This window comes from Lactiplantibacillus sp. ME-2, from assembly GCF_022549155.1.
GTDB classification, from domain to species: domain Bacteria; phylum Bacillota; class Bacilli; order Lactobacillales; family Lactobacillaceae; genus Lactiplantibacillus; species Lactiplantibacillus plantarum.
In genome coordinates this window covers 26,129-47,745 of the sequence record NZ_JAKZEQ010000030.1, presented here as the reverse complement: position 1 = coordinate 47,745, position 21,617 = coordinate 26,129, and the positions used below count along the sequence as shown (strand labels likewise).

The 21,617-nt window shown below is 44.8% G+C and carries 23 protein-coding genes, 1 tRNA gene and 1 pseudogene; 14 read left to right on the top strand and 11 right to left on the bottom strand.

Annotated elements, in window-relative coordinates; all coding sequences use genetic code 11:
• Together MMY95_RS11290 and MMY95_RS11285 are read right to left on the bottom strand one after the other, a co-directional pair.
• The coding region (locus MMY95_RS11290; RefSeq protein WP_277602009.1) for a BRO family protein at positions 1-409 on the bottom strand (409 nt) is incomplete at its 3' end.
• A gap of 12 nt (positions 410-421) precedes the next feature.
• Positions 422-637, bottom strand: a complete 216-nt coding sequence (locus MMY95_RS11285; protein ID WP_003644552.1) for a hypothetical protein — start codon at positions 635-637, stop codon at positions 422-424.
• Positions 638-893: 256 nt separating this feature from the next.
• Between MMY95_RS11285 and MMY95_RS11280 the strand changes: the two genes are divergently transcribed.
• The 7 genes from MMY95_RS11280 (at position 894) to MMY95_RS11250 (ending at position 4,776) form a co-directional block, all read left to right on the top strand.
• A complete protein-coding gene (locus MMY95_RS11280; RefSeq protein ID WP_003641361.1) occupies positions 894-1,220 on the top strand; it encodes a helix-turn-helix transcriptional regulator in 327 nt (108 codons plus the stop codon).
• Between the two features lie 30 nt (positions 1,221-1,250).
• The gene (locus MMY95_RS11275) at positions 1,251-1,640 is read left to right on the top strand and encodes an ImmA/IrrE family metallo-endopeptidase (RefSeq protein ID WP_003641360.1); all 390 of its coding nucleotides are present in this window, start codon (positions 1,251-1,253) and stop codon (positions 1,638-1,640) included.
• Positions 1,641-1,702: 62 nt separating this feature from the next.
• Positions 1,703-2,581, top strand: coding sequence for an HIRAN domain-containing protein (locus MMY95_RS11270; RefSeq protein WP_241277647.1), 879 nt, complete (start codon positions 1,703-1,705; stop codon positions 2,579-2,581).
• A 14-nt stretch (positions 2,582-2,595) separates the two neighbouring features.
• Positions 2,596-2,796: a hypothetical protein gene (locus MMY95_RS11265; protein WP_022638735.1), complete on the top strand. Its 201-nt coding sequence runs from the start codon at positions 2,596-2,598 to the stop codon at positions 2,794-2,796.
• A gap of 190 nt (positions 2,797-2,986) precedes the next feature.
• Positions 2,987-3,079: transfer RNA gene (locus MMY95_RS11260), tRNA-Trp, on the top strand.
• Between the two features lie 51 nt (positions 3,080-3,130).
• Positions 3,131-3,445: a hypothetical protein gene (locus tag MMY95_RS11255; protein WP_087509054.1), complete on the top strand. Its 315-nt coding sequence runs from the start codon at positions 3,131-3,133 to the stop codon at positions 3,443-3,445.
• A gap of 167 nt (positions 3,446-3,612) precedes the next feature.
• The gene (locus tag MMY95_RS11250; RefSeq protein WP_016510998.1) at positions 3,613-4,776 is read left to right on the top strand and encodes a site-specific integrase; all 1,164 of its coding nucleotides are present in this window, start codon (positions 3,613-3,615) and stop codon (positions 4,774-4,776) included.
• A gap of 537 nt (positions 4,777-5,313) precedes the next feature.
• Here MMY95_RS11250 and MMY95_RS11245 read toward each other — a convergent pair.
• On the bottom strand, positions 5,314-5,520 hold the full coding sequence (locus tag MMY95_RS11245) for a hypothetical protein (protein WP_003640763.1): 207 nt from the start codon (positions 5,518-5,520) through the stop codon (positions 5,314-5,316).
• 174 nt (positions 5,521-5,694) lie between these two features.
• Positions 5,695-6,456: a methyltransferase gene (locus tag MMY95_RS11240; RefSeq protein WP_003645641.1), complete on the bottom strand. Its 762-nt coding sequence runs from the start codon at positions 6,454-6,456 to the stop codon at positions 5,695-5,697.
• A 111-nt stretch (positions 6,457-6,567) separates the two neighbouring features.
• On the opposite strand from MMY95_RS11240, the gene MMY95_RS11235 reads away from it, so the two are divergent.
• On the top strand, positions 6,568-6,915 hold the full coding sequence (locus MMY95_RS11235) for a heavy metal-binding domain-containing protein (protein ID WP_003640765.1): 348 nt from the start codon (positions 6,568-6,570) through the stop codon (positions 6,913-6,915).
• 216 nt (positions 6,916-7,131) lie between these two features.
• Here the strand turns inward: MMY95_RS11235 and MMY95_RS11230 are convergent.
• A pseudogene (locus MMY95_RS11230) lies at positions 7,132-8,223 on the bottom strand (MFS transporter); the annotation flags it as partial.
• Positions 8,224-8,338: 115 nt separating this feature from the next.
• On the opposite strand from MMY95_RS11230, the gene MMY95_RS11225 reads away from it, so the two are divergent.
• A complete protein-coding gene (locus MMY95_RS11225; RefSeq protein WP_045351400.1) occupies positions 8,339-8,914 on the top strand; it encodes a helix-turn-helix domain-containing protein in 576 nt (191 codons plus the stop codon).
• A gap of 142 nt (positions 8,915-9,056) precedes the next feature.
• On the opposite strand, the gene MMY95_RS11220 is transcribed toward MMY95_RS11225, so the two are convergent.
• The 5 genes from MMY95_RS11220 to rnz are packed head-to-tail and all read right to left on the bottom strand — an operon-like array spanning position 9,057 to position 14,051.
• Positions 9,057-9,575: an adenine phosphoribosyltransferase gene (locus tag MMY95_RS11220; protein ID WP_003640768.1), complete on the bottom strand. Its 519-nt coding sequence runs from the start codon at positions 9,573-9,575 to the stop codon at positions 9,057-9,059.
• Positions 9,576-9,593: 18 nt separating this feature from the next.
• The gene (recJ, locus tag MMY95_RS11215; protein ID WP_003645643.1) at positions 9,594-11,930 is read right to left on the bottom strand and encodes a single-stranded-DNA-specific exonuclease RecJ; all 2,337 of its coding nucleotides are present in this window, start codon (positions 11,928-11,930) and stop codon (positions 9,594-9,596) included.
• Between the two features lie 21 nt (positions 11,931-11,951).
• Positions 11,952-12,302: a LapA family protein gene (locus tag MMY95_RS11210; RefSeq protein ID WP_003644563.1), complete on the bottom strand. Its 351-nt coding sequence runs from the start codon at positions 12,300-12,302 to the stop codon at positions 11,952-11,954.
• A gap of 12 nt (positions 12,303-12,314) precedes the next feature.
• Complete coding sequence (locus MMY95_RS11205; RefSeq protein WP_087509059.1) at positions 12,315-13,106, bottom strand: SDR family NAD(P)-dependent oxidoreductase; 792 nt, start codon at positions 13,104-13,106, stop codon at positions 12,315-12,317.
• Between the two features lie 9 nt (positions 13,107-13,115).
• Complete coding sequence (gene rnz / locus MMY95_RS11200) at positions 13,116-14,051, bottom strand: ribonuclease Z (protein WP_003645644.1); 936 nt, start codon at positions 14,049-14,051, stop codon at positions 13,116-13,118.
• A 432-nt stretch (positions 14,052-14,483) separates the two neighbouring features.
• On the opposite strand from rnz, the gene MMY95_RS11195 reads away from it, so the two are divergent.
• Positions 14,484-14,768 carry a hypothetical protein gene (locus tag MMY95_RS11195; protein ID WP_003644565.1) on the top strand — a complete coding sequence of 95 codons (285 nt, stop codon included), beginning with the start codon at positions 14,484-14,486 and terminating at the stop codon, positions 14,766-14,768.
• A gap of 146 nt (positions 14,769-14,914) precedes the next feature.
• Here MMY95_RS11195 and obgE read toward each other — a convergent pair whose 3' ends face one another.
• Positions 14,915-16,210 (bottom strand): GTPase ObgE, encoded by a 1,296-nt coding sequence (gene obgE, locus MMY95_RS11190; RefSeq protein WP_003644566.1) that lies wholly within the window; start codon positions 16,208-16,210, stop codon positions 14,915-14,917.
• Positions 16,211-16,457: 247 nt separating this feature from the next.
• Between obgE and MMY95_RS11185 the strand changes: the two genes are divergently transcribed.
• The 4 genes from MMY95_RS11185 to MMY95_RS11170 all read left to right on the top strand — a co-directional run bounded on the left by MMY95_RS11185 (position 16,458) and on the right by MMY95_RS11170 (position 21,581).
• Positions 16,458-17,213 carry a DeoR/GlpR family DNA-binding transcription regulator gene (locus tag MMY95_RS11185; protein ID WP_003644567.1) on the top strand — a complete coding sequence of 252 codons (756 nt, stop codon included), beginning with the start codon at positions 16,458-16,460 and terminating at the stop codon, positions 17,211-17,213.
• Complete coding sequence (pfkB, locus tag MMY95_RS11180; protein WP_015380517.1) at positions 17,210-18,127, top strand: 1-phosphofructokinase; 918 nt, start codon at positions 17,210-17,212, stop codon at positions 18,125-18,127. The genes MMY95_RS11185 and pfkB overlap by 4 nt, the downstream gene beginning before the upstream one ends.
• A gap of 21 nt (positions 18,128-18,148) precedes the next feature.
• A complete protein-coding gene (locus tag MMY95_RS11175) occupies positions 18,149-20,119 on the top strand; it encodes a fructose-specific PTS transporter subunit EIIC (protein ID WP_202861044.1) in 1,971 nt (656 codons plus the stop codon).
• Positions 20,120-20,258: 139 nt separating this feature from the next.
• Positions 20,259-21,581, top strand: coding sequence for a metallophosphoesterase (locus MMY95_RS11170; protein ID WP_202861045.1), 1,323 nt, complete (start codon positions 20,259-20,261; stop codon positions 21,579-21,581).
• The last annotated feature ends 36 nt before the right edge of the window (positions 21,582-21,617 follow it).

Here is a 21,617-nt window from a genome sequence, read left to right as displayed (position 1 = left end):
CTAAGTCCTTTTGTTTGAGCTGGCTGCCTGCCTTCAATAGCAAGTCGCCTAACGCGTCCTTGTCGTGCGTAATGTCGTAGGCTGTCTGGTCAGTCATGTAAACGCCATTCTTGCGGATGGACGGGAGCACGTCATGAGTTACCCAACGGTTAAATCGTTTTGCTTCTGGTTTCCGACTAGCTCCGATTAACTTGTAAAGCCCAGGTTCACTGATGAAGTTTGTATTTCCAGATAAGCCCCCTAAGTTAAACTTAGTTACCTCATCATTGTCTAAAGACTTGATAGCAACGCTTGAATTTGAAAGCCCTAATGACTTAGAAATATCTGGCATTGCAAACCAAATAATGTTTTCACGTTCAATGGTACGTACTTGATGGCCTTCAAAATTAAATGGTGTAATTTGATTCATTGCTAGTCCTCCTTAGATTTTGTATTTTTTAACAAGGTAGTCATACACTTCATTAACTAATCGCTCTGCACCGTTTGTTGTTATCTTTTTATTCAACGCAAGATTTACAAAAGTGATTGATTTTTTGAAATGATCAGCGATAGTCCCTTGACTTTCTAACTGGCGATGATTTGCCAGCCACGATTTAATCGCTTCTGCTTTATTGTTTGTTTCCATACGAATAAACATCAGTTTGCCTCCTTTTAATATTTATTAAGAAAGATATTGCAAAAGTCTATAACATGTCTTAATATATAGACATAACGAAATAGCTGCAAAGCTCTTATTTATCGCCCGCCAAGATGATTAATAAGCTCTTTTAGTTTTGCTAATTTGTTAACAATATTTCTTAACAAAGATAATTCTACAACATGTTTTAGATTTTTACAACTATTTTTTATACATGTTGTAGAATTGTCTTGCCAATCATTGGAGGAACTCTACCATGACGCTGTTTGACAGGATAAAAACAATTTCGAAAGAACGTGGATATTCAATTGCTGAGGTTGAACGTAAAGCCGGGATAAGCGCAAATTATATGTATCAGTGGAAAAAACGTAATCCAAGCCCTAAAGCTTTGGCTTCCGTAGCCGATGTTTTAAATGTTTCTGTTGATTACTTATTAGGCAAAACGGATGACAATTCTACTTCAATGAAGCCCAAACAAGTTGATATTACAGATGACGACTATATTATGACCTATCAGGGTAAGCCTATCCCTCCTGAAGATATGGAGTACATCAAACGCATCTTAAACGGTGGGAAGGACTGATAATATTTGAATATCTACATCAAGCGTTTAATGCAGTATGCTTGGGATCATGGAATATCTTGCATCTTAACAGACAAACTAGATGCATACACTCCGTCGTCAGCCAAACCGGAAAATAACATCGTTCTAATTAACCTAAAATGGCACAATCCGTCTGAAATCGCCTTTCAAATGGCACATGAATTAGGCCACGTTATCAACCATGATGAAGGAATATTATATTTTTCTAGTTTTAGCAATAAATCTAAATACGAGCGCATGGCTAATTTAGAAGCATTGAAAATACTTATTCCAATTTATTTAAGCGAAGTTGATACGTATGCTGACAATAGTGTCATGCCGTTTATGGAAAATTTTGGTATACCCAAACGATTAGAAGATGATGTCGTTAACGCCTTCCGCACTAATGTTAGTAACTAGAAGTTAACTTACAGACCAGATACGGATGTCGGTAAAAGCTGGGGAATTTGGAGGAATGTAATATGTCAAAATGTGTGCTTTGTAAAAATAAGATTGGCTTCTTTGCAAAGTATTTTACCGTCGATACTGGAGAAAAAGTATGCAAAAATTGTCTTTCAAACTCTGAACCAGAAATATTAATCGAAAACCTTTCCTCTGCGGCGGACGTAGCTTTTCATATGGATAATTCTGTTGGTGATACTTATTTATCATCTATTGGTGAAAAGTCTTTGTCAGATTCTCGTAGAGAGAATGAAGAAGCTAATAAGAAGCGCCTCCAACAAGAACTAGACCAAAAACGTCATCTTGAAGAACTGGCTAAAAAGAGAAAAGAGGCCACCGATAAAGCTTCACGACAAGAAATATTTCATTTTAAAGTACGTGGTACCACCCACTATGACCTAGCAAAAATGGTCTCTTACGCACGTAAAAATGATTTGTTTGACCCTTACGATGGATATACCGATGCAGACATCAAAGAATTCTCACCTTACGAAGAAGTGTATGAAACAGACCTTGTAGGATTGATAAGCGCGATAGAATTTAGAACAGACCCAAATAATAAATATGATAAAAATGCAATCAAAGTCATTGCTACGCTTGACGATGGTGAATATATGTTAGGACATGTTCCTGCCGGAAGCACTAAAGATATAAGTGAAATAATAACGAAACAAAACAATGGAAGCATCGCGCTAAAAATAAACTACACACTAACTGGTGGTAAATATAAGATTGCTGAGGAAAAAGAAGAAGAATTCGATTTTGACGAAGATTGGGACGTTGAAAAGGAAATACAGCAAGAGGAAAACGAAACAGATTTTACCAAAAACCTTAGAATTAAGTCTGGAAAGAAAGAGTATGGTTTCAATATCCAATTATTTGATAATAACATTCAATGACGGAGGTTTCGTAAATGGGACTACTAATAATGATCGTCATCTTTCTGGTGCTCTGGAAGATATTAGGAACACTAGGCCACATCTTTTTGCCAATATTAGCCGTACTATTTATCCTGGCAACCTGGATTCCTTCACAAGCAATTGTTATGGTGATTTGGGTGCCAATCGCGATATTATATTTTATCGGCTTAGCCGGGTATAAACATGCTAAGTAGAACTAGTATAAATATATTTTAATCGGGGTAAAAACTATGGAATTGTATGTAGGAACGTACAGCACACACGTGTTCGACTTTACCATTGCAATTGGCATCATTTGCTTCATAGCGCTAGTCGTCATGTTAGTTTACTGGAATCACAAGCGAAAATAGTAACCTCGCCCACTACCATCCTAGCGGGCAACATGCGAGCGTAGTTCAACGGTAGAACATGTACACTCCAAAATAGAGTCTCCCACTCTTAACAACTACTATGCAGGTTCGACTCCTGCCGCTCGCGTTGACCAAATACTGATGTCATTAAAAGCTGACTTGTTTGGGGGTGATTAATATGACATATTTTGATCCTGACGAAATACTTCAAACAAAAGAAGAAGTTTTAGATTACATGGAAGTGCATGGCATTATGACAGATGCCACCTTTCCAAAGCTTAATGATACGGGAAACACTGATAAACACATGGCTCCTGTTTACAAATATCTTAGAGAAAATGGTATGTATATACTTCACACTGGTTTCTATGATAGAACATTTAATTTTGGTGCAATATACTTTATGTTTGATGCAAATCGCTTTGATTATCAAACTGCACCAGCTGAAGTTAAGAAGATTTTGAAAATTTGGTCAAAGTTTCAATCTAATTAAACTAAAAAGCACATCCCCTCCCGCCAAGAAGTAAGATGTGCTACCAATAAAAGCCAGTGGATTGCTCCGCTCTTTTTACATACATAATATTATCACAACTAAGGAGGTGATGCCTGTAAGTCCTTAAAATTCTACCCGCCTAGGTGAAATTTAAGGAGGAAATATAAATGGCAAGTATTAAAAAGAAAAATGGCAAATGGGCCGTTCGCGTTAGTTACTATGATGAATTTGGCAAACGGCACTTTAAAAACAAGAGTGGCTTTTCTCGTAAAAAAGAAGCTGAACAGTGGGCAACTAAATTGGAACAAGCTAAGTTTGACCAATCCATAGGAAAAACCGATACAACGACAGTCTTTACAGATTACTACGAGAAATGGTTAGAAACCTATAAATTTGGCAAAGTTTCCCGAATTACAGAACAAGAATATCGATATACTCTTCGCCAAATTGCTGAGTTACTACCCAACGTTCAACTGTCGTCAATGACAAGGCTGCGTTATCAACAATTTATCAATGAATTTGTGCACGGTAATGCCAAGCAACGTGCACAGCGACAACTGACAGATAATCAACCATATCATAGCAAGTCATCTGTTGAAAAATTGCATGGTCACATTCATGCTGCAATTATCGATGCCGTAGCTGATAATTTAATAAAGACCGATTTCTGCTTACATGTTGAATTAGGTGGCCACTCCGGTAAACCAGCACAACTAAAATACCTTGACGCGAAAGACATGCAAACACTAGCCGCTGAGGTCAATAAAAATATCAAGCTAATTTCTACTGGAAAATCAATGATCTACACCGGCCTACTAACTGGTATGCGAGTAGCCGAAGTTTCTGCGCTCACTTGGACTGATATCGATTGGCAAAATAAGACTATCCGCGTTAATAAGTCATGGGATTATGTTTATGGTCAAAAATTCAAGAAAACTAAAACCGAATCGAGTATTCGGACAATAACCGTAACTGACGATCTTTTAAATCATCTTAAGACGCTACACGCTTTACAGATGGCAGCTAAATTGGACAACCCAGATCATTTAGTTTTCATGAACAAACGTGGTCGTATTCCCTCTCCAGGAGCATGTGATAACCTGCTCAAAAAATACTCCGACTCATTGGGGATTAAACGGATTAGTTTTCACGGGTTACGGCACACCCACGCTAGCTACCTGCTCTACTGTGGCGTAAAGATGGAATACATTTCCAAACGGTTAGGCCATAAGAACAGTTCCATCACTCGTAACGTTTACGCTCATATGATTAAAGAAGACCAACGGCAGGAAGACAAACGGACCTTAAAAGCCCTCTCTCAGGTCAACTAACATGGTGCACTTTTGGTGCACTCAACAAAAATGATGGCGCTAAAAGGCTTGATATCAATGATTCGAGTGTGCACTTAAAAGTCTGTACTCTCCTTATTAAAATAGTAGAGACCAGCCAGTAAAAACAAGAATCCCAACAAGCATTGATTTGTCGGGATTCTTGTTTTTTATATAATTCAAATCAAACAAGTCAATATCAACATGGTTTGCTACCTACTATACTGTTTGGAAATGGTATGGATACTACTATTACAAAATAGGTTTTAGACTTGAGCTACTCTTGCCTGCTCCAAAATTTTGGCACTCAATATCAACGCTTTCTTGAACCACCTAGAGGTTTTCTATACTATTGGTTTAGTAACATGTTCTAAAGCTGCTTCTTTAATTGTTGAATGCCAATTCAAATTCATTCACATCAATGCCTTATTAAACATCGGCACTTGAAATAATCATAATGATCAACAACATCAATCAAGTAATACCATTCCCCACTAATCCACAAAAAATATCCGTCAGCCCTTGCCAACGGATACCCAATTACTTCTGTTCACGTGCGGCTTGACCAAAAACAAAGAACGAACCAAGAATACCCACGCATGATAGTAAAAATAAAATGCCATAGCACAGTACATCCCCCACTGTCACTAAAGTCTTCGGAAAACCGGCAGTTGAGACCCATAGAAAAATCACGCTTAACCAAAACCAAAATGAACGATAAAACCGAACCGGTCGACGTATCCGCATGACGCTCCCCCCTAACTCGTGATTCCAATGAAATAACCGATTGGAATAACGCCTATTATAGGCAGTGCGCAATTAGGTACAAGCTCTGAATACTCAAATCCGACGTTTAAGTTACAATTCATAACCGATTACGTTTGTTAAGTGCCAATCCGATTAATATGCCCCCTCGCAACCTCAATCACGACGAGCCAGTTTACGAGCGATAATCATAAATCGGTCTTCAAACGTCGTGACGCGACCATTAATGGCCAGTAAGGATTGTAACTGATGTAATTTGGGAAGCATCCGTGCCACGTCAAAATTCGGAAACTCCCATGGAATCACCGTGGCATAATAGACAATTGCGCCAATATCCGTAAAACTCAGTGCCGCGTAGGCTTGCTCAGCCCGCAGAATTTCAAATCCCGCAGCCTGCATTTGAGCCATTACCGTCAACAACTGATTGTCAGGATACGCCGGTTCGTAATGCTCATCAAAGAATCGTGACAACGCATAATTATTGGTCGCACCAACTTGCTGAATCACAAGTCGGCCCCCCAGCTTTAAAACTTCCGCAATTCGCTTCACTGGCATCGCACCATGACTATTCGTTACAATATCAAATGTCGAATTTGGTACGGCCGTCAACTGTTCGGCGGCATCTGGATATAATGTTATCCCCTTTTTAACCACCGTTTGCTTCAACAACTCAATATTTGGTTGCCACCCCTCAGTCACCGCAGTCAGCGCTGGCTGATGGTTAAAACGCCCCATCAATTCACCACCGCCCGTATCAATATCCAACCACCGATCATCGGCACTTAGATGCTCACGAACTAGGGCAGCGTAATCCCACGGTAAGTCCGCAGTCTGCCACCGGCCAGCCAGATGACTAAAGTCCCAGCCGTGCATGGATTGCTGCGCTTCTTCAAACCAACTGCTTTCTAAAGCTGTCATATTTTGCCTCCTTCGTTTCCTATAAACCAGACCACTCATCAAAGTCTCCGCTGGCCTATTTCAATACGAATTATGCTATGATTACAATATCTTTAAAAGGAGGTTCAGTCAATGACACAATTACTGGTCACAACCACTGAAAATATTCCGGGGCACCCCTATGAAGTTATCGGTGAAGTCTTTGGGCTAACCACTCAATCTAAGAATCTGGTCCGTAACATTGGGGCGGGCTTAAAGGGCCTAGTTGGCGGCGAAATCAAGGATTACACCAAGATGCTCGAAGAATCGCGCGATGTCGCGGTCAATCGGTTGCGCGATAATGCAAGTGCCATGGGTGCGGATGCCGTTGTGATGATGCGGTTCGACACCGGCTCCATTAGTCAGGATATGCAATCGGTTGCCGCATATGGTACCGCAGTTCGTTTTATCACCGAAGACTTGACCACTGACAATGCTTAACTGATTCGAGACTAACGAAACCGCCTGCCGGTAATCTGGGCAAGCGGTTTTTAGCATGGTGGCAGCTGTTTGTATAACACAATTATAATTTTCGTCACCGGCGAGAATGAACAGACAACCACCACAAGCTAACAGTAATCCCATGGCCGTCAAATAAGCCGCTTCTGGGCTCACGATATTATCCAACAAGACCAATCCAACACTGCCGATTGGAATCGAAATCGTCGCCAATGAATTTATGATGCCGCCTAAACTCCCAACGATACTTTGATCGGCCACTTTCAATAAACTCGCCATCAATTTAGGATTTGCTTGCCCCATACAAAATCCCCCAATCATCATGATTGTAACCACTATCCAATAGTTTTGCCAAAACAACAGATTAATAAATAAACCCTCAAACGCCACGACGGTAGTTAACATGACACCACGAAACGTCCACCTCTGAAAGTAACCTGTATGTAACAAATTCCCTGCAACCGATCCAAATACGTCAGCAGTATTCATCACAAGAATTGCGACTCCGAATGAAAGTGGTAACTGCGTCGCCCGGTGAATCAGGTATAAATTCAATAGTGCATCGACGCTTGCACCTACCGCATTCAAGAACAAGACGCTCCCCAATAGCGCCAAGACGTTCATGTGCACCCCCGCTTCCATTGCTTGTCGCACTTGTCGTAGCAGTTGACGAAATGTCGACGTCACGGTGACAGTTGCGGAAGGTAATTTTAGCGTTTCATACCCGGACAGTAGCACCAGACCGGCAATCAAGAACGTGATTGCATTCAAATATCCCGCGAGACGATAATCGCCCGTTGCGGCCAATAGACTGACACCCAACGCTTGGCCCATCGTCTGCATTAACACTCCGATACCTTGGTTGATCCCTAAGGCCTCTTCTTGTAACTCAGACGCGACTTTAGCTTGTAATAATGGCATTCGGAGGCTGCCGCTCAACATCCCCAACACGTCTGAACACAAATTGATGACAATAATAATCAACAGCAACCCGACCTGTTTTTCAGTAATAAGTTGCGCTAACACGAGATATAATGCCGCTTGAACAAATTTCAAACCTGCTAACCACCCCCGCTTATTGGTTTGCGAGTCTGCCAATCGACCAGTAAGCATACCAAAAATACCAGGAAGCACAGTAGCCACCGAAACTAGCGAAACCATCAAATTTGCTTGTGCAAACGTTCGCGCGTACGTTAATAGAATAATGTTAAATAGGCTGGTACCAATTGTCTCAAAAAGATCAGCTACTGTTAACGTGACAAACGCTCGATTACGGCCTAGATTTTTCATAACGCCACTTCCAATTTAATATTATTTATTGCTTAAATAAATTTAAATGATAAAGCAACTTTAATCGTTTGATTTCTATTTGTCAAATGGTTAAGCTAGTATTGAGGTGAAAAACATGTCCAAAAACACACTGGCTCAGTTTGCAAAGTTAATGGCCGATCCCAAGGTGGCCGCTATCTTAAAGGCCACCAAATCTAAAACTGGTTTAACAACTAAGCAAATTTCGGCCCAAACTAAAATTCCCAACAATCAGTTGTACTACACCATCAACAAAATGCAGGATGCCGACTTATTAACCATCGTTAATCAAGTTCAGGTTAAAAATCTAACTGAAAACTACTATTCCAGTGCCCACCTCTCCCATGAGACGCCACAGGATCTTGATGGTCTCGATACTGATCTGACTGACATCTCCGGTACGTGGACTCAAGCCCATGTCCAACAAGTTTTACAATGGATCATGCTATTGAACCACGACTTTACCGAAGCCTACCAGGAAGAGATGACCCGCAAGCAACCTGACAAGTCAGCCATTTTTTTCAGTAACGCGATCCTAAACCTTTCAGCGGCAGGCGAGCACCAGTTGCGCTTAGATTTGATCAAATTGCTTGGCGATGCTGAAAAGAATGATCCTGATCCTCAGTCAACGGACAAGCGTCAGGTTAAACTACTCATTGAAAAGTGGCAATAATTAGAATATGCAATTGTTAGTCTTTTTGGCTTGGCTACCAAAGAATCACTGACTATCCAAGCTAACTAACGACCAAAACAAGGGTTAGCAAAAAAGCTCCGAATGACTAATAAATCGTCATTCGGAGCTTTTAATATTGGCTTTAAAATTGCATCAAGCTCAACATATCATAATCTTTAATCTTATCGCGGCCGTGCAACTCTTTGAGTTCGACCAAGAAAGCCGTCCCAACCACGTTACCGCCTAATTCTTCAACCATTTGAATCGTTGCTGAGATGGTCCCACCAGTTGCTAATAAATCATCAGTAACTAGCACATTTTGTCCCGGCTTAATTGCATCTTTATGCAAATAAAGTGCAGACTGCCCGTATTCCAAATCATAAGTCGCTTTGACCGTTTCGCGTGGTAACTTACCCTTCTTACGAGCAGGTGCAAAACCAACGCCTAATTCATAGGCCACTGGACAACCCACGATAAAGCCGCGCGCTTCAGGCCCGACAATCATATCAACATGTTTATCACGCGCAAATTGCACAATCTGATCAGTCGCTTCACGGTAAGCTTCCCCGTCAGCCATCAGTGGTGAAATATCGCGAAAAATGATTCCAGGTTCGGGATAGTCCGGAATACTAGCCACATACTTTTTTAAATCTAATGCCATTTGTTCTTAACAGCTCCTTCAATTCTTAACCGCAGCCTGGTTCTTCACCCATACTTGGAGCGCTGCAGATTTACTATATAAAAGCGTTTCTTCAGCAACGATTTGTTGTTCGCGCAGCTGATAACTAGGGGCGTGATGTAAATCCGCTTTTGCCGGATTCGAAACGCCATTCATGACACCATCATTTATTTTAACAAATCCGACCTCAAAAAACACCTGAATCATGAAAATAAGCAAATTTCGTTCAATATGCAGATGCTTGGCCACTAATGTTAATTGATGATGAATATCAACATCATGGTGCGCTGCGGTAAACTGGAAAAGTTTCGCAAACTGCGCGCGATTTGGCATTCCCGTTAAATAAACCGATTCTTGCCGATATAAGTAGAGCGTCAGCTGATCGAGCGCAATTGTGCTGAGTACCTGGGTCATATCCGCCAGCGTGTCAGGACAATCGACAATGAAGACCGCTTGATTAGCCGTCACGGCAGTCAGATCCGTTTTCGTATCCCCCACCCATACGGCTTGCGCTTGGGAACCTAAATACTGTTCAACTTTTTTCAACAGACGCTGGTGGAAAAAGAGGTAAACCCCCGGTGCTTGAAACAAATGGGCCGAAAGATGTTGCGTCCGGGCGTCGATCACCTGGGTCCCCGTCACTGCAATATCCTTAACCATGATTTGGGGCTTCGTCTGACCGTTCCAAGTATTTTCACTCAACTCACCCACTAACGTCACATCGGTGGGACTCGCCTGAATAGCCGGCAAGGCAGTACCCATCGAAAAACCGATAGCATCAATCGTATTGGTGCCATCACCCAGTTGTAATTTCAAGTGTTGCTGATCACTACCGATCGCGCGTGCTTGCGGAACAGTCGTTGGAACTAATTCAAACAACGGTGCCGGGTTATCCGTTCCAAAGGGGGCCAACGCTTGAATATCTGCCAGAGTTGCCAAGGTTGCCTCAGCTAATGGTAACGTGCCGTCAATTGGTAAACTGACTTGCGCATTATCTGCTAATTGCTGACTAACCGCCGCCGCTTCCATCGCCTCTTTAAGCGTTGCTAACTGGTCGGCCATGACAGTTAGTCCAACCGCCATATGATGACCGCCAAAAGCCACCAATGACTCCCGAACTGGGTCGATTGCGGCAAATAAATTATACGCTTCGACGCTCCGACCACTACCTTTGAGCCGGCCATCATCATCCTCATTTAACACTAGGGTTGGTTTGCCAGTCGTTTCGACCACGTGGCTCGCGACGATTCCCAAAACACCCTCGTGCCAACCATGCCCGGTAATAACTAAGGTTTGGCGGGCCTCATTTTCCGGCGTCTGTGCTTGCTCGATTGCACTGGCACTGATTGTCTTGACCAAGCCTTGGCGTTTTTCATTCAATTGATTGACCTGCTTGGCCAGCGCGGTCGCCCGCTCATCGTCCAAAGTTGTCAATAATTCTACACCGCTCTGCGCCGACTGCAGACGGCCAAGTGCGTTTAGCCGAGGGGCAATACCAAACCCGATATTGGTCTCGGTCAATTTATCGGGAATCAGTCCGGCTTCTTGAATCAGTGCTGCCAAGCCTGGGCGGGTCGTCTGCTGTAAGACCTTCAGGCCGAGCGTTACCAAAGTCCGATTTTCACCAGTTAAGCTGACCAAATCAGCAACCGTTCCAATAGCAGCCAGATCTAATAGTTCCTCGGGTACTTCCTCAAGTAGCGCCGTCGCTACTTTAAACGCCACACCGGCACCAGAAAGACCACCAAATGGATAACTGCCCTCTGGATGTCGTGGATGGACAATGGCGTAAGCGTGCGGCAATTCAGTCGGTAACTCATGATGATCGGTCACTACGACATCGATGCCCTGTTCCTGCACTTGATTGATGACCGCATTTCCCGCGACACCGTTGTCCACCGTCACAAACAGCTTCGTTCCAGCCGCAATCAGCCGGTCAAAAGCGGCCTGATTAGGACCATAACCATCCTTGAAACGATCTGGAATATAGTAATTCACGTTAGCGCCAATTTGGTCCAACGTTTCATACATAATTGACGTACTTGTTAAACCATCTGCATCATAATCACCGTAAATGGTAATTTGATCCCCGGCAATAATCGCCTCTTGGATGCGGTCAACGGCTTTTTCCATATCGTGCATGGTCGTTGGGTCCAACAATGGTTGTTGATCCGCGTGCAGGAATGGGGCGGCTTCTTCCGCCGTATTAATGCCCCGCATTATTAATAACCGGGCAACTAAGGGGGTCACGCTGGCCGCCTCAGCTAACTTATCAACATCGGCTTCATCAACGGCCGTTGTTAAACGTGGCACCCACTTTTTCTTTGCCGCTAACATGGCATCCTTCCTTTCAACAACTTACTTATCTGCTGGCGTGGTTGGTTGTTCTGCCACCGCTCGTTTTTGTTTACCTTTATTATTCAAACGCAACGTTAATTGCTTATTTTCGGCAGTCAACTTGTCAATCTTAGCCTGGGCCGCTGCTAAAGCTTCACTATGGGCTGTCCGTTCCTTAGATTCATTGACCGTCGCCATCAGTACTGCGGTAATGACACCTAAGATCAACGTCACCACAATGACCAAAATCAGTGGCCAATGAACTGCTGTAATTCCAAAATTGATTCGAACTGGTTCTACGTTTAAAATTGCAAAAATAATCACTACTAGTGCAATGACTAGTGCACTCACTAACCGCCATTGATTCTTCATTAAATTCATCCCCTATTTAAAATTAAAAACCGTCCCCGTCAGCCAATCCCCGAGCTTGGGTGCCAGCTGATAACCTAAATTAGCTGCAGACATCACCCAAGGCCGATTCAGTTCGCGCCGTTGATGCCCGAGTTTGCTTACAATCAATTCAGCAAACTTAACGGGGTTCAATGCCAGCTGGTCGACCCGGTCTAAATAGTGCTCCGTGGGATCCGCAATTTTGAAAAAGTCCGTTTTAATGGGACCCGGATTGACCGTCAATACGTTGACATGAGCATCCTTGAGTTCTAAGCGCAACGCATTATCATAAGCAATAATGGCCGCCTTACTAGCCGCATAAACGGCTGATTTAGGTGTTGCGATTTTGCCAGCCATCGAGGCGATGTTGACAATTTCACCTGCATGTTGCTTGACCATCCGTTGCGCAGCCAGTTGGCTAACATACATGGTTCCCAATGTATTGACGCGCAACATTTTCGCCATCACCGGCGCATCCATGGTGATCACCGTGGTCATATCGCCAAAACCGGCAGCGTTAATGACCACATCCAATTGACCAAATAGCTCATCGATGGTCGTAAAGACGTGATCAACGTCCGCCACGTGACCCACGTCACAAGTAATCGCCACGGCCTGCCCTTTTGATAACAGACGACATTGATCAGCAACCTGTGTTAGCCGTTCTCGCCGCCGGGCGGCTAAGACGACATTGGCTCCCTGACTCGCCACAGCTAGGGCTAGTTGCTCGCCTAGTCCACTAGACGCGCCAGTAACCAAAACAGTTTTACCCACTAAGTTCGTCATTTACTTGACCTAACCTTTCTCAGGTAATGGAATATCAATTACATCAAAGTCACGAACGACTTTCGAGTGACTAAAGACTTTCTGTGCTTGTTTTTGTAGTTCCTTACTCAACTTACCCGTGTACCGAGCCGAGATATGGGTCAACAATAGCTGCTTAACACCGGCCTGTTGGGCCACCTGGGCTGCTTGGGTACTCGTTGAATGGTAATAGTTATGTGCCAACTTACCTTCATCTTTTCCGAACGTGCTCTCATGAACTAAAGCATCCGCATCCTGTGCCAAGCTGACCGCGTGCGGTGTCCGCCGAGTATCACCGAGAATCGTCACCGTCCGCCCCTTTTGTGGCGCAGCGATGTAATCTTGACCATTAATTGTCCGACCATCAGGCAACGTCACCGTTTTGCCGGCTTTTAATTGACCATAGACGGGACCACTCGGAATGTTCAGGGCTTTGAGTCGATCGGCTTGTAATTCACCCGGGTGGTCCGCTTCTTCTACCCGGTAACCAAAACAAGCGATCCGATGATCCAGAGGTTCGCAGCTTACTTTGAACGTCGTATCTTCAAAAACTGTCTCAGCTTTCGTGATTTCATGAAACTTCAATGGATATGACAAATGGGTGCCAGAGACCCGCAACGCCGTTTGAACGAAGTCGCGGACACCGACTGGCCCATAAATGGTGAGTGGTTCGTCCCCGCCTTGAAAAGAACGCGAGCTCAATAACCCCGGCAAGCCAAAGATATGGTCGCCATGCAGATGGGTAATAAATATTTTTGCAATTTTGCGTGGTTTTAACGTCGTGCGTAAAATCTGGTGTTGCGTCCCTTCGCCGACATCGAACAACCAGACTTCATTTCGCTCATCTAATAGTCGTAATGCTGTGCTAGTGACATTCCGAAATTTGCCCGGTGAGCCGGCACCGGTACCTAAAAATTCTAATTGCATATTTTTGTTCGTCCTATCTATACAGTCTGCTAACTATTTTACCGAATCTAGCGGCAATACACAATTGTTAGCACTGCAAAGTCATGGCCGGTCAACACCGTGCGCTCACCGACCGCAATTCTAAAAAGCAAGCGACGTTGGGCGACTCCTCACAATTAACAGGAAGAACACGAACAACGCTGCTCATTTTATTTTAACATGTCAGGCTAAAATTATCGCACTTGGTTTCAAGATTCCACGTGCCAAGACTGCCTGCCACCGGTGTTATCTATAATCAAAAAATGCACTTTTCCGGGCAAACTGACTATGACGGGTTGTGACCGTTTTCATTCAACTCGTCATCGCCGGCAAATGAATCCTCAGTCCATCTTGCTTAACCCAATTGATTATCGTATACTTGCTTACAAATCGTCTGAACAAGAGGTAACCGTTATGCGACTCATCGACTTTAACTTATCAACCGCTGATCTACAGCAAACTTTACCACTGTATTGGGAACTAACGACTAATCAAATCTGGCCAATCCAAAGTGTTACGCTCGTCGATCACCAGCTGGTTTTAGTAGCTTCAAAAAGCGCGCTCCCGCTGACACTCGACCAGTTCAATGCGCGGACGCGCCAAATCGATGGTCAAACGCAGCTCTGTATTCAAACCCCACCGCGCCCGCGCCGATTATTTGGCTATCGCTTAAGCCAGCAGCGCTTACTGTTTGGCTGAGCATCTAATCGCACGTCAGCTCAAAAACAGCGTCGTTAGTTAAAATTCTAACGGCGCTGTTTTTGGATTGTTCATTATTTTATCACTAGTCTACCTATCAGACTGTCGTAACGACAATCATCAACTAATTATGTCGTCACAAAAGTTTAGTCCATAAACTGGAAGGAGTAGTCCAAGATTTGAATCGTATCATCATTCTTGGCACCAGCTGCACGTAAGGCATCATCAACACCCATCCCACGTAATTGTCGAGCAAAGCGCATTAAACTTTCTTCATGATCTAAATTGGTCATCTTAAAGAGCCGTTCTAGCTTATCACCAGACAAGACGAACAAGCCCGGTTCTGGATTATCAATGCTAAAGTCTGCATCCGCTTCAGTCGTGTAATCACGGTGCTTCAAGTCGTCAACACCCTTGATTGGGAATTGTGGCGTCGTATCCAATAAATCAGCCGTCTTGGCTAACAAGGCTTTTAGTCCCTGTTGTGTAATCGACGATACCGGATAGACGGCTGGCGTGTTTGGCAACGTATCATCCGTCGCTAACTTCGCCTTAAAGTCTTCCAGATTAGCTTCGGCATCCGGCATATCCATCTTAGTCGCCACCACGATTTGGGGCCGCTTCAAGAGGTCAGGATCATAACTCGTCAGCTCGTGATTAATTTTGTGATAATCCTCAAACGGATCGTTTTCTTCTACACCACTCATATCAATCAGATGTAAAATAACGCGCGTCCGTTCAATATGCCGCAAGAATTGAATCCCTAAGCCGACCCCGTTAGCCGCACCTTCAATCAAACCAGGTAAATCAGCCATGACAAAGTCACGACCGTCATCCAAACGAACCATCCCGAGATTAGGCACTAAAGTTGTGAAGTGATAGGCCGCAATCTTGGGCTTAGCACTCGTGACCACTGAAAGCAGTGTCGACTTGCCAACTGAAGGAAAACCAACCAGACCAACATCGGCCAAGACTTTCAATTCCATTCGAATCGTTAATTCATCGCCGGGCTCACCATTTTCAGCAATTTCAGGAGCAGGGTTCTTAGCGCTAGCAAAATGAATATTTCCCCGACCGCCCCGGCCACCCTTGGCAACCACTAACCGCTGATCTTTATTGACGATATCGCCAATTAACTCACCAGTTTCAGCATCCGTCACCGTTGTCCCAAGTGGTACTTTGATAATTGTGTCCTTCGCGGAACGACCTGTCATCTGCTTAATCATTCCATTGCCACCAGCTGCGGCTTTGAACTTCCGCGTATAACGAAAATCCATCAGTGTCCGTAATCCTTCGTCAGCCTGCAATACGACGCTTCCGCCGCGACCACCATCACCGCCAGCGGGACCACCATTGGGAACAAACTTTTCACGGCGGAAAGCAACCATGCCGTTACCACCGTTACCGGCCTTTACATCTACTTTTACTTGATCAACAAACATGTTCTTTTCTCCCGTTTCTTCTATATTATTATCTACGAAATCCGATCGTGCGAAATTAGATACCTGACCTAGTATACAAATCTTCGGCCACTTCGTCAAAAGTTCCACGCCTAATTAGACAGATCATCTTTATTTGGATGTTAATGACGATTTGATGACAGGTTTTGGATTATTTTGACGGTTTTTGAAGGTTTTTGTTGCATTTTGACGTTTAAACAGGTATATTATTATGCGGAGGGATTTGAAAGTGCTTACAGAAGAACGTCAACAGTACATTTTAAATACGATCCGTTTCAAGGGCATTATTAAAATCAAGGACATCTGTTCTGAAACTCGTTGTTCCGAGTCCACGGCGCGCCGTGACCTCCAACAGCTAGAAGAACAGGGCGAGTTACTCCGCGTGCACGGTGGTGCGAAGTATATGAACTCACTCCAAGAGGAACCCGCGATGAATGATAAGGTTTCCCGTAACGTTAACGCCAAGGACCATATCGCGCAGCAAGCCGTTGCGAACATTCAAGTTGATGACGTCATTTATTTGGATGCTGGGACTTCAACCCTAGCCATGATTCACCATTTAAATCCGAGCTACAACTTACGTGTCGTGACTAATGGTGTTGTCCATGCTTCCGCTTTGGCAGACATGGGCATCCAAACCTACCTGCTTGGTGGCAATTTGAAAGGCACCACCAAAGCCGTGATTGGTCCCGAAGCCGTTAAATCGTTAGAGGAATACCGATTCAACAAAGTTTTTCTTGGTATCAACGGTGTCCACCCAAAATTCGGGCTCACAACGCCCGACCCCGATGAAGCGGTCGTCAAAAAAACCGCAATTCTACAAAGTGAAGAAAGCTTTATCTTAGCTGACAACACTAAGTTCGACCACGTTTCGTTTGCGCGCGTCGGTGATTTATCCAGTGCAACCATCATCACTGACCAACTCACGCCAAGCGTTGCCGAACAGTATCAACCATTAACTACGATTCAGGAGGTTCAATCATGATTTATACCATTACTGTCAATCCATCAATTGACTACGTGGTGCAACTACCCCAAATGACCCTCGGTAGTGTTAACCGGTTAGCACACACGGCGAAACTCCCTGGCGGTAAAGGCATCAATGTATCGCAGATTCTGAACGACCTAGACCAACCCAACAAGGCCCTCGGCTTTATCGGTGGGTTTACCGGCACGTTTATCAGTGATGCTTTAAAAGCCAAGGGCCTAGATTGTCACTTCACACCGATTGCCGATGACACCCGGATCAACGTGAAGATTCACGCTGAAGAAGAGACCGAATTAAACGGTGCTGGCCCGGACATCACCGCCAAAGAAACAGAAGCCTTCTACACCGAATTGGCCAATTTAACGCCGAATGACGTGGTCGTCATGTCTGGTAGTTTAGCGCCTAGTTTACCAGATAGCTTCTACTACGATATTATTCAGAAGGTCGAAGCTGCTGGTGCTAACTTTGTCATCGACACGACCGGTGAAGCTTTGAAGAAAACTTTACCCAGCCACCCCCTCGTTGTGAAGCCTAATAACCACGAACTTGCTGATTACTACCACACGACGTTTAATAGCCAGGCTGATATCATTGCAGCGGGCCAACGGATGCTAGCTGAAGGTGCACAACACGTGCTGATTTCAATGGCCGGCGATGGTGGCCTCCTAATCACCAAGGATGCGGTCTACTTTAGTCCCGCACCAAAGGGCCAGGTAATCAACTCAGTTGGTGCCGGTGATTCAATGATTGGTGGCTTTGTCGGCACGTTCGCCAAAACACACGATGCTGTTGAAAGCTTCCGCTACGGCTTAGCTTGTGGCTCCGCAACCGCCTTCTCAGAAGACATTGCGACCCGCGCCAAGATCGATGAAATTTTGCCACTCATTAACATTGAAAAACTCGCTCACTAAAGAAAGGACTGTTAACTAAACATGGATATCCGCGATTTATTACTAAAAGATGTCATGATCATGGACATGCACGCCACGACCAAGGACGAAGCGATTGATGAGTTAGTTCATAAATATGCCGAACAAGGTATCATCAATGATGAGGCCCTCTACAAGCAAGACATCATCAAACGGGAAGCCGAATCAACTACCGGGATTGGCGACGGGATTGCTATGCCCCATGCCAAAGATAAGGCTGTTAACCGGGCAACCGTGATGTTTGCTAAGAGTAAGGCCGGCGTTGACTTCAACGCGTTAGATGGTCAACCCGTTCATCTTTTCTTCATGATTGCTGCTCCTGAAGGTGCCAACAACACCCATTTAGCCGCCCTCGCCGCCCTCTCAAGCTTATTGATTGATCCTGAATTGGTCGCTAAACTTAAGAATGCACAGTCACCTGAAGAAGTTCAACAACTCTTCGGTGATGCCCAGGCTGCTAAGGAAGAAAAGGAAGCCAAAGATGCAGCTGCCAAGGCCGAAAAAGAAGCCGCAGCTGCCAGCACCACCACTGACGAAAAACGTCCCTATTTAGTTGGGGTTACCGCCTGTCCAAACGGAATCGCCCATACTTACATGGCCGAAGCAGCCTTGATCAAAGCCGGTGAAGCGGCCGGTGTTGACATCAAAATCGAAACGAATGGTTCTGAAGGTGTTAAGCACTTATTGACTGCCGATGAAATCGCTCGTGCCGACGGTGTTGTGATCGCCGCTGACAAAAAGGTCAAGATGGCCCGTTTTGATGGTAAGCACCTGGTTAACCGTCCCGTTACTGACGGGATCAACAAGGCCGATCAATTAGTTCAAGAAGCCTTGAGCGGTAAAGCTCCTGTCTATCACGACGATGCTGATGGTGGTGCTGCAGATGACGATGAAGGTGGCAGCGCTAATGGTAGTGTTTGGGGTGAAGTTTACAAAGACCTCATGAACGGAATTTCCCACATGTTGCCATTCGTTGTCGGTGGTGGGATCTTAATGGCCCTCTCCTTCATTATTGAGCAATTCGTTGGTAGTAAGAGCTTAGCCTTTACCTTCTTCAACCAAGCTGGTAACATGGCTTTCGCCTTCATGGTACCTGTTTTAGCCGGTTACATCGCCGAATCAATTGGTGATCGTCCTGCTTTGATGCCCGGGTTCGTTGGTGGGTTCATGGCCACGGTATACACTGGCGCTTACGGTGGTGTTTACACGGCCTCCATTACCGCCAATGCTAAGAGTCCCGCTGGTTTCTTAGGTGGTTTAGCCGCTGGTTTCTTAGCCGGTTATATTACTGTTTGGATGAAGAAGTGGACCAAGAACATGCCACAATCCTTAGACGGGATGAAGCCAATGCTGATCTTCCCAATTCTGGGCTTATTGATTATTGCTGCGCTAATGTTCTTCGTTGTTAACCCAATCTTCTCAGTTATCAACGCCTGGATTACCCACTTCCTAAACTCAATGGGTACTGGTAATGCCGTTCTCCTCGGGCTTGTCCTCGGTGGTATGATGTCGATCGATATGGGTGGTCCTTTCAACAAGGCCGCTTACGTCTTCGCAACTGGTGCCTTTACCGCAACTGGACATGGGAACTTAATGGCCGCTGTTATGGCTGGTGGGATGGTTCCACCATTGGCAACTGCGATTGCCACTGCCTTCTGGCCAAAGAAATTTACGGATGACGAACGTAAAGCTGGTATCTCTAACTGGTTACTTGGTATTTCCTTCATTACTGAAGGTGCCATTCCATTCGCCACAGCTGACCCCTTGCACGTTATCGGTTCAAGTGTGATTGGTGCTGCCATCGCCGGTGGCTTAACTCAACTTTGGGGCGTTGCCGTCCCTGCTCCTCATGGTGGCCTCTGGGTCTCATTACTCGCCACGAATATCTGGGGCTACATCGGTGCCACAATTATCGGTGCCGTTATCGCTGGGGTTATCCTTGGTCTCTGGAAACCAGCTAAAGCTTCTAAATAATGTGATATCTAAAAAGACGATCAAATTGATCGTCTTTTTTTGTTTTCAAAATTAACGAATCAGCCGTCTAACCCCGCAATAAAACGGGTATAATGAAAGTAATATACTGATTATGTTAACGAGAATCGAGACGAGTTTGATGAAACTACGAAAATCTATCTTTGGCATCAGCTGTGTATTATTCGGCATGATGCTGCTTTCCGGTTGCCAAAAACAAACTAAAATGACCCTGCCCCCTGTCAGTCACAAGACCTTAACAGCGATGGTGATCAGTGATGACCATGTCATTGCGCCCAGGCTGCATGATAATGGTAAGGCTTTCACGCAGTACGCGGCTAACGATGCCGGTGCGGATTTAAAATACAGCGCGACGATTTTTCGCGCTTTTATTGCTAAGGCGTTAATCACCAAGCCTGACGTTGTGCTCATCAGTGGCGATATTACTAACAACGGTGAAAAAGCCAGTCACGAGTACGTTGCCAAGCAGCTTCGCCGACTGACTGCTAAGCACATCCGCGTCTACGTCGTCCCCGGTAATCACGACTTGAACAACCCCATCGCCCGTCGCTTCAAAGGAAAGCATCAATATAGCACCGAGGCGACTAGCCCGACCCAGTTCAAGAAGATCTATCATCAGGCCGGCTACGGCCAAGCCAGTGAAACTGACCCAAGCTCATTGGGATATTTGGTAAAACCTAGTAAACACACTTGGTTTTTAATGCTAAACTCCGCCATTTATAAAAGTAATTATCAACAAGGTAATTCAACGGTCGGTGGTGGCCTGACCGATGGGACCTTACAATGGCTTACTAAAGTCGGTAAGCAAGCAAAACAAGCCCATGCGACTCTCATTCCCGTCCTACATCACAATACAATGGACCACACGGTGATTCATCAGGACTATACAATCGGTTATGCCGAAGATGTCCGTAAGGCCTTTACCACTGCGGGTATCAAGTTATCGCTCAGCGGCCATATTCATGCTCAAAATATCAAGTCTACCAAAGTCAAGAACCAGTCACTGACTGATATTGCCAGTGGCGCCCTGATACTGGGATCTCACTATTACGGTACGCTTAAGATCAACCAGAGTAACGGGACGGCCACGTACCACGCGACCCCGTTAAACGTGAGTGCTTACATCAAGCACCACCGTGGTAATAAAGCGATGCGCGCCTATCAAAAGTACGATCATGACGTGTTATATGCGGCTGGCTATAACGCAGCACTGAGTCAGTTATATGAGGACCGTGACGAAACGCAACTATCAAGCGCTAAAGTTAATCAGCTAGCCCGCGGCATGGCGGCCGCCAATATCGCGCTCTTTCGGGGCACCCCAGTCAAAAATAGCGCCGCTATTCAAGCTTGGCAACAAATGCCCCACAATACAAGTTTGCACGGCTTCGTGTTAGCCACCAAGAAACTACACGGCAACGTGACGTGGTCTGGGTCCGTACAATAACCACTTTATAAACTAAAGACGACAGCGAATTTTCAG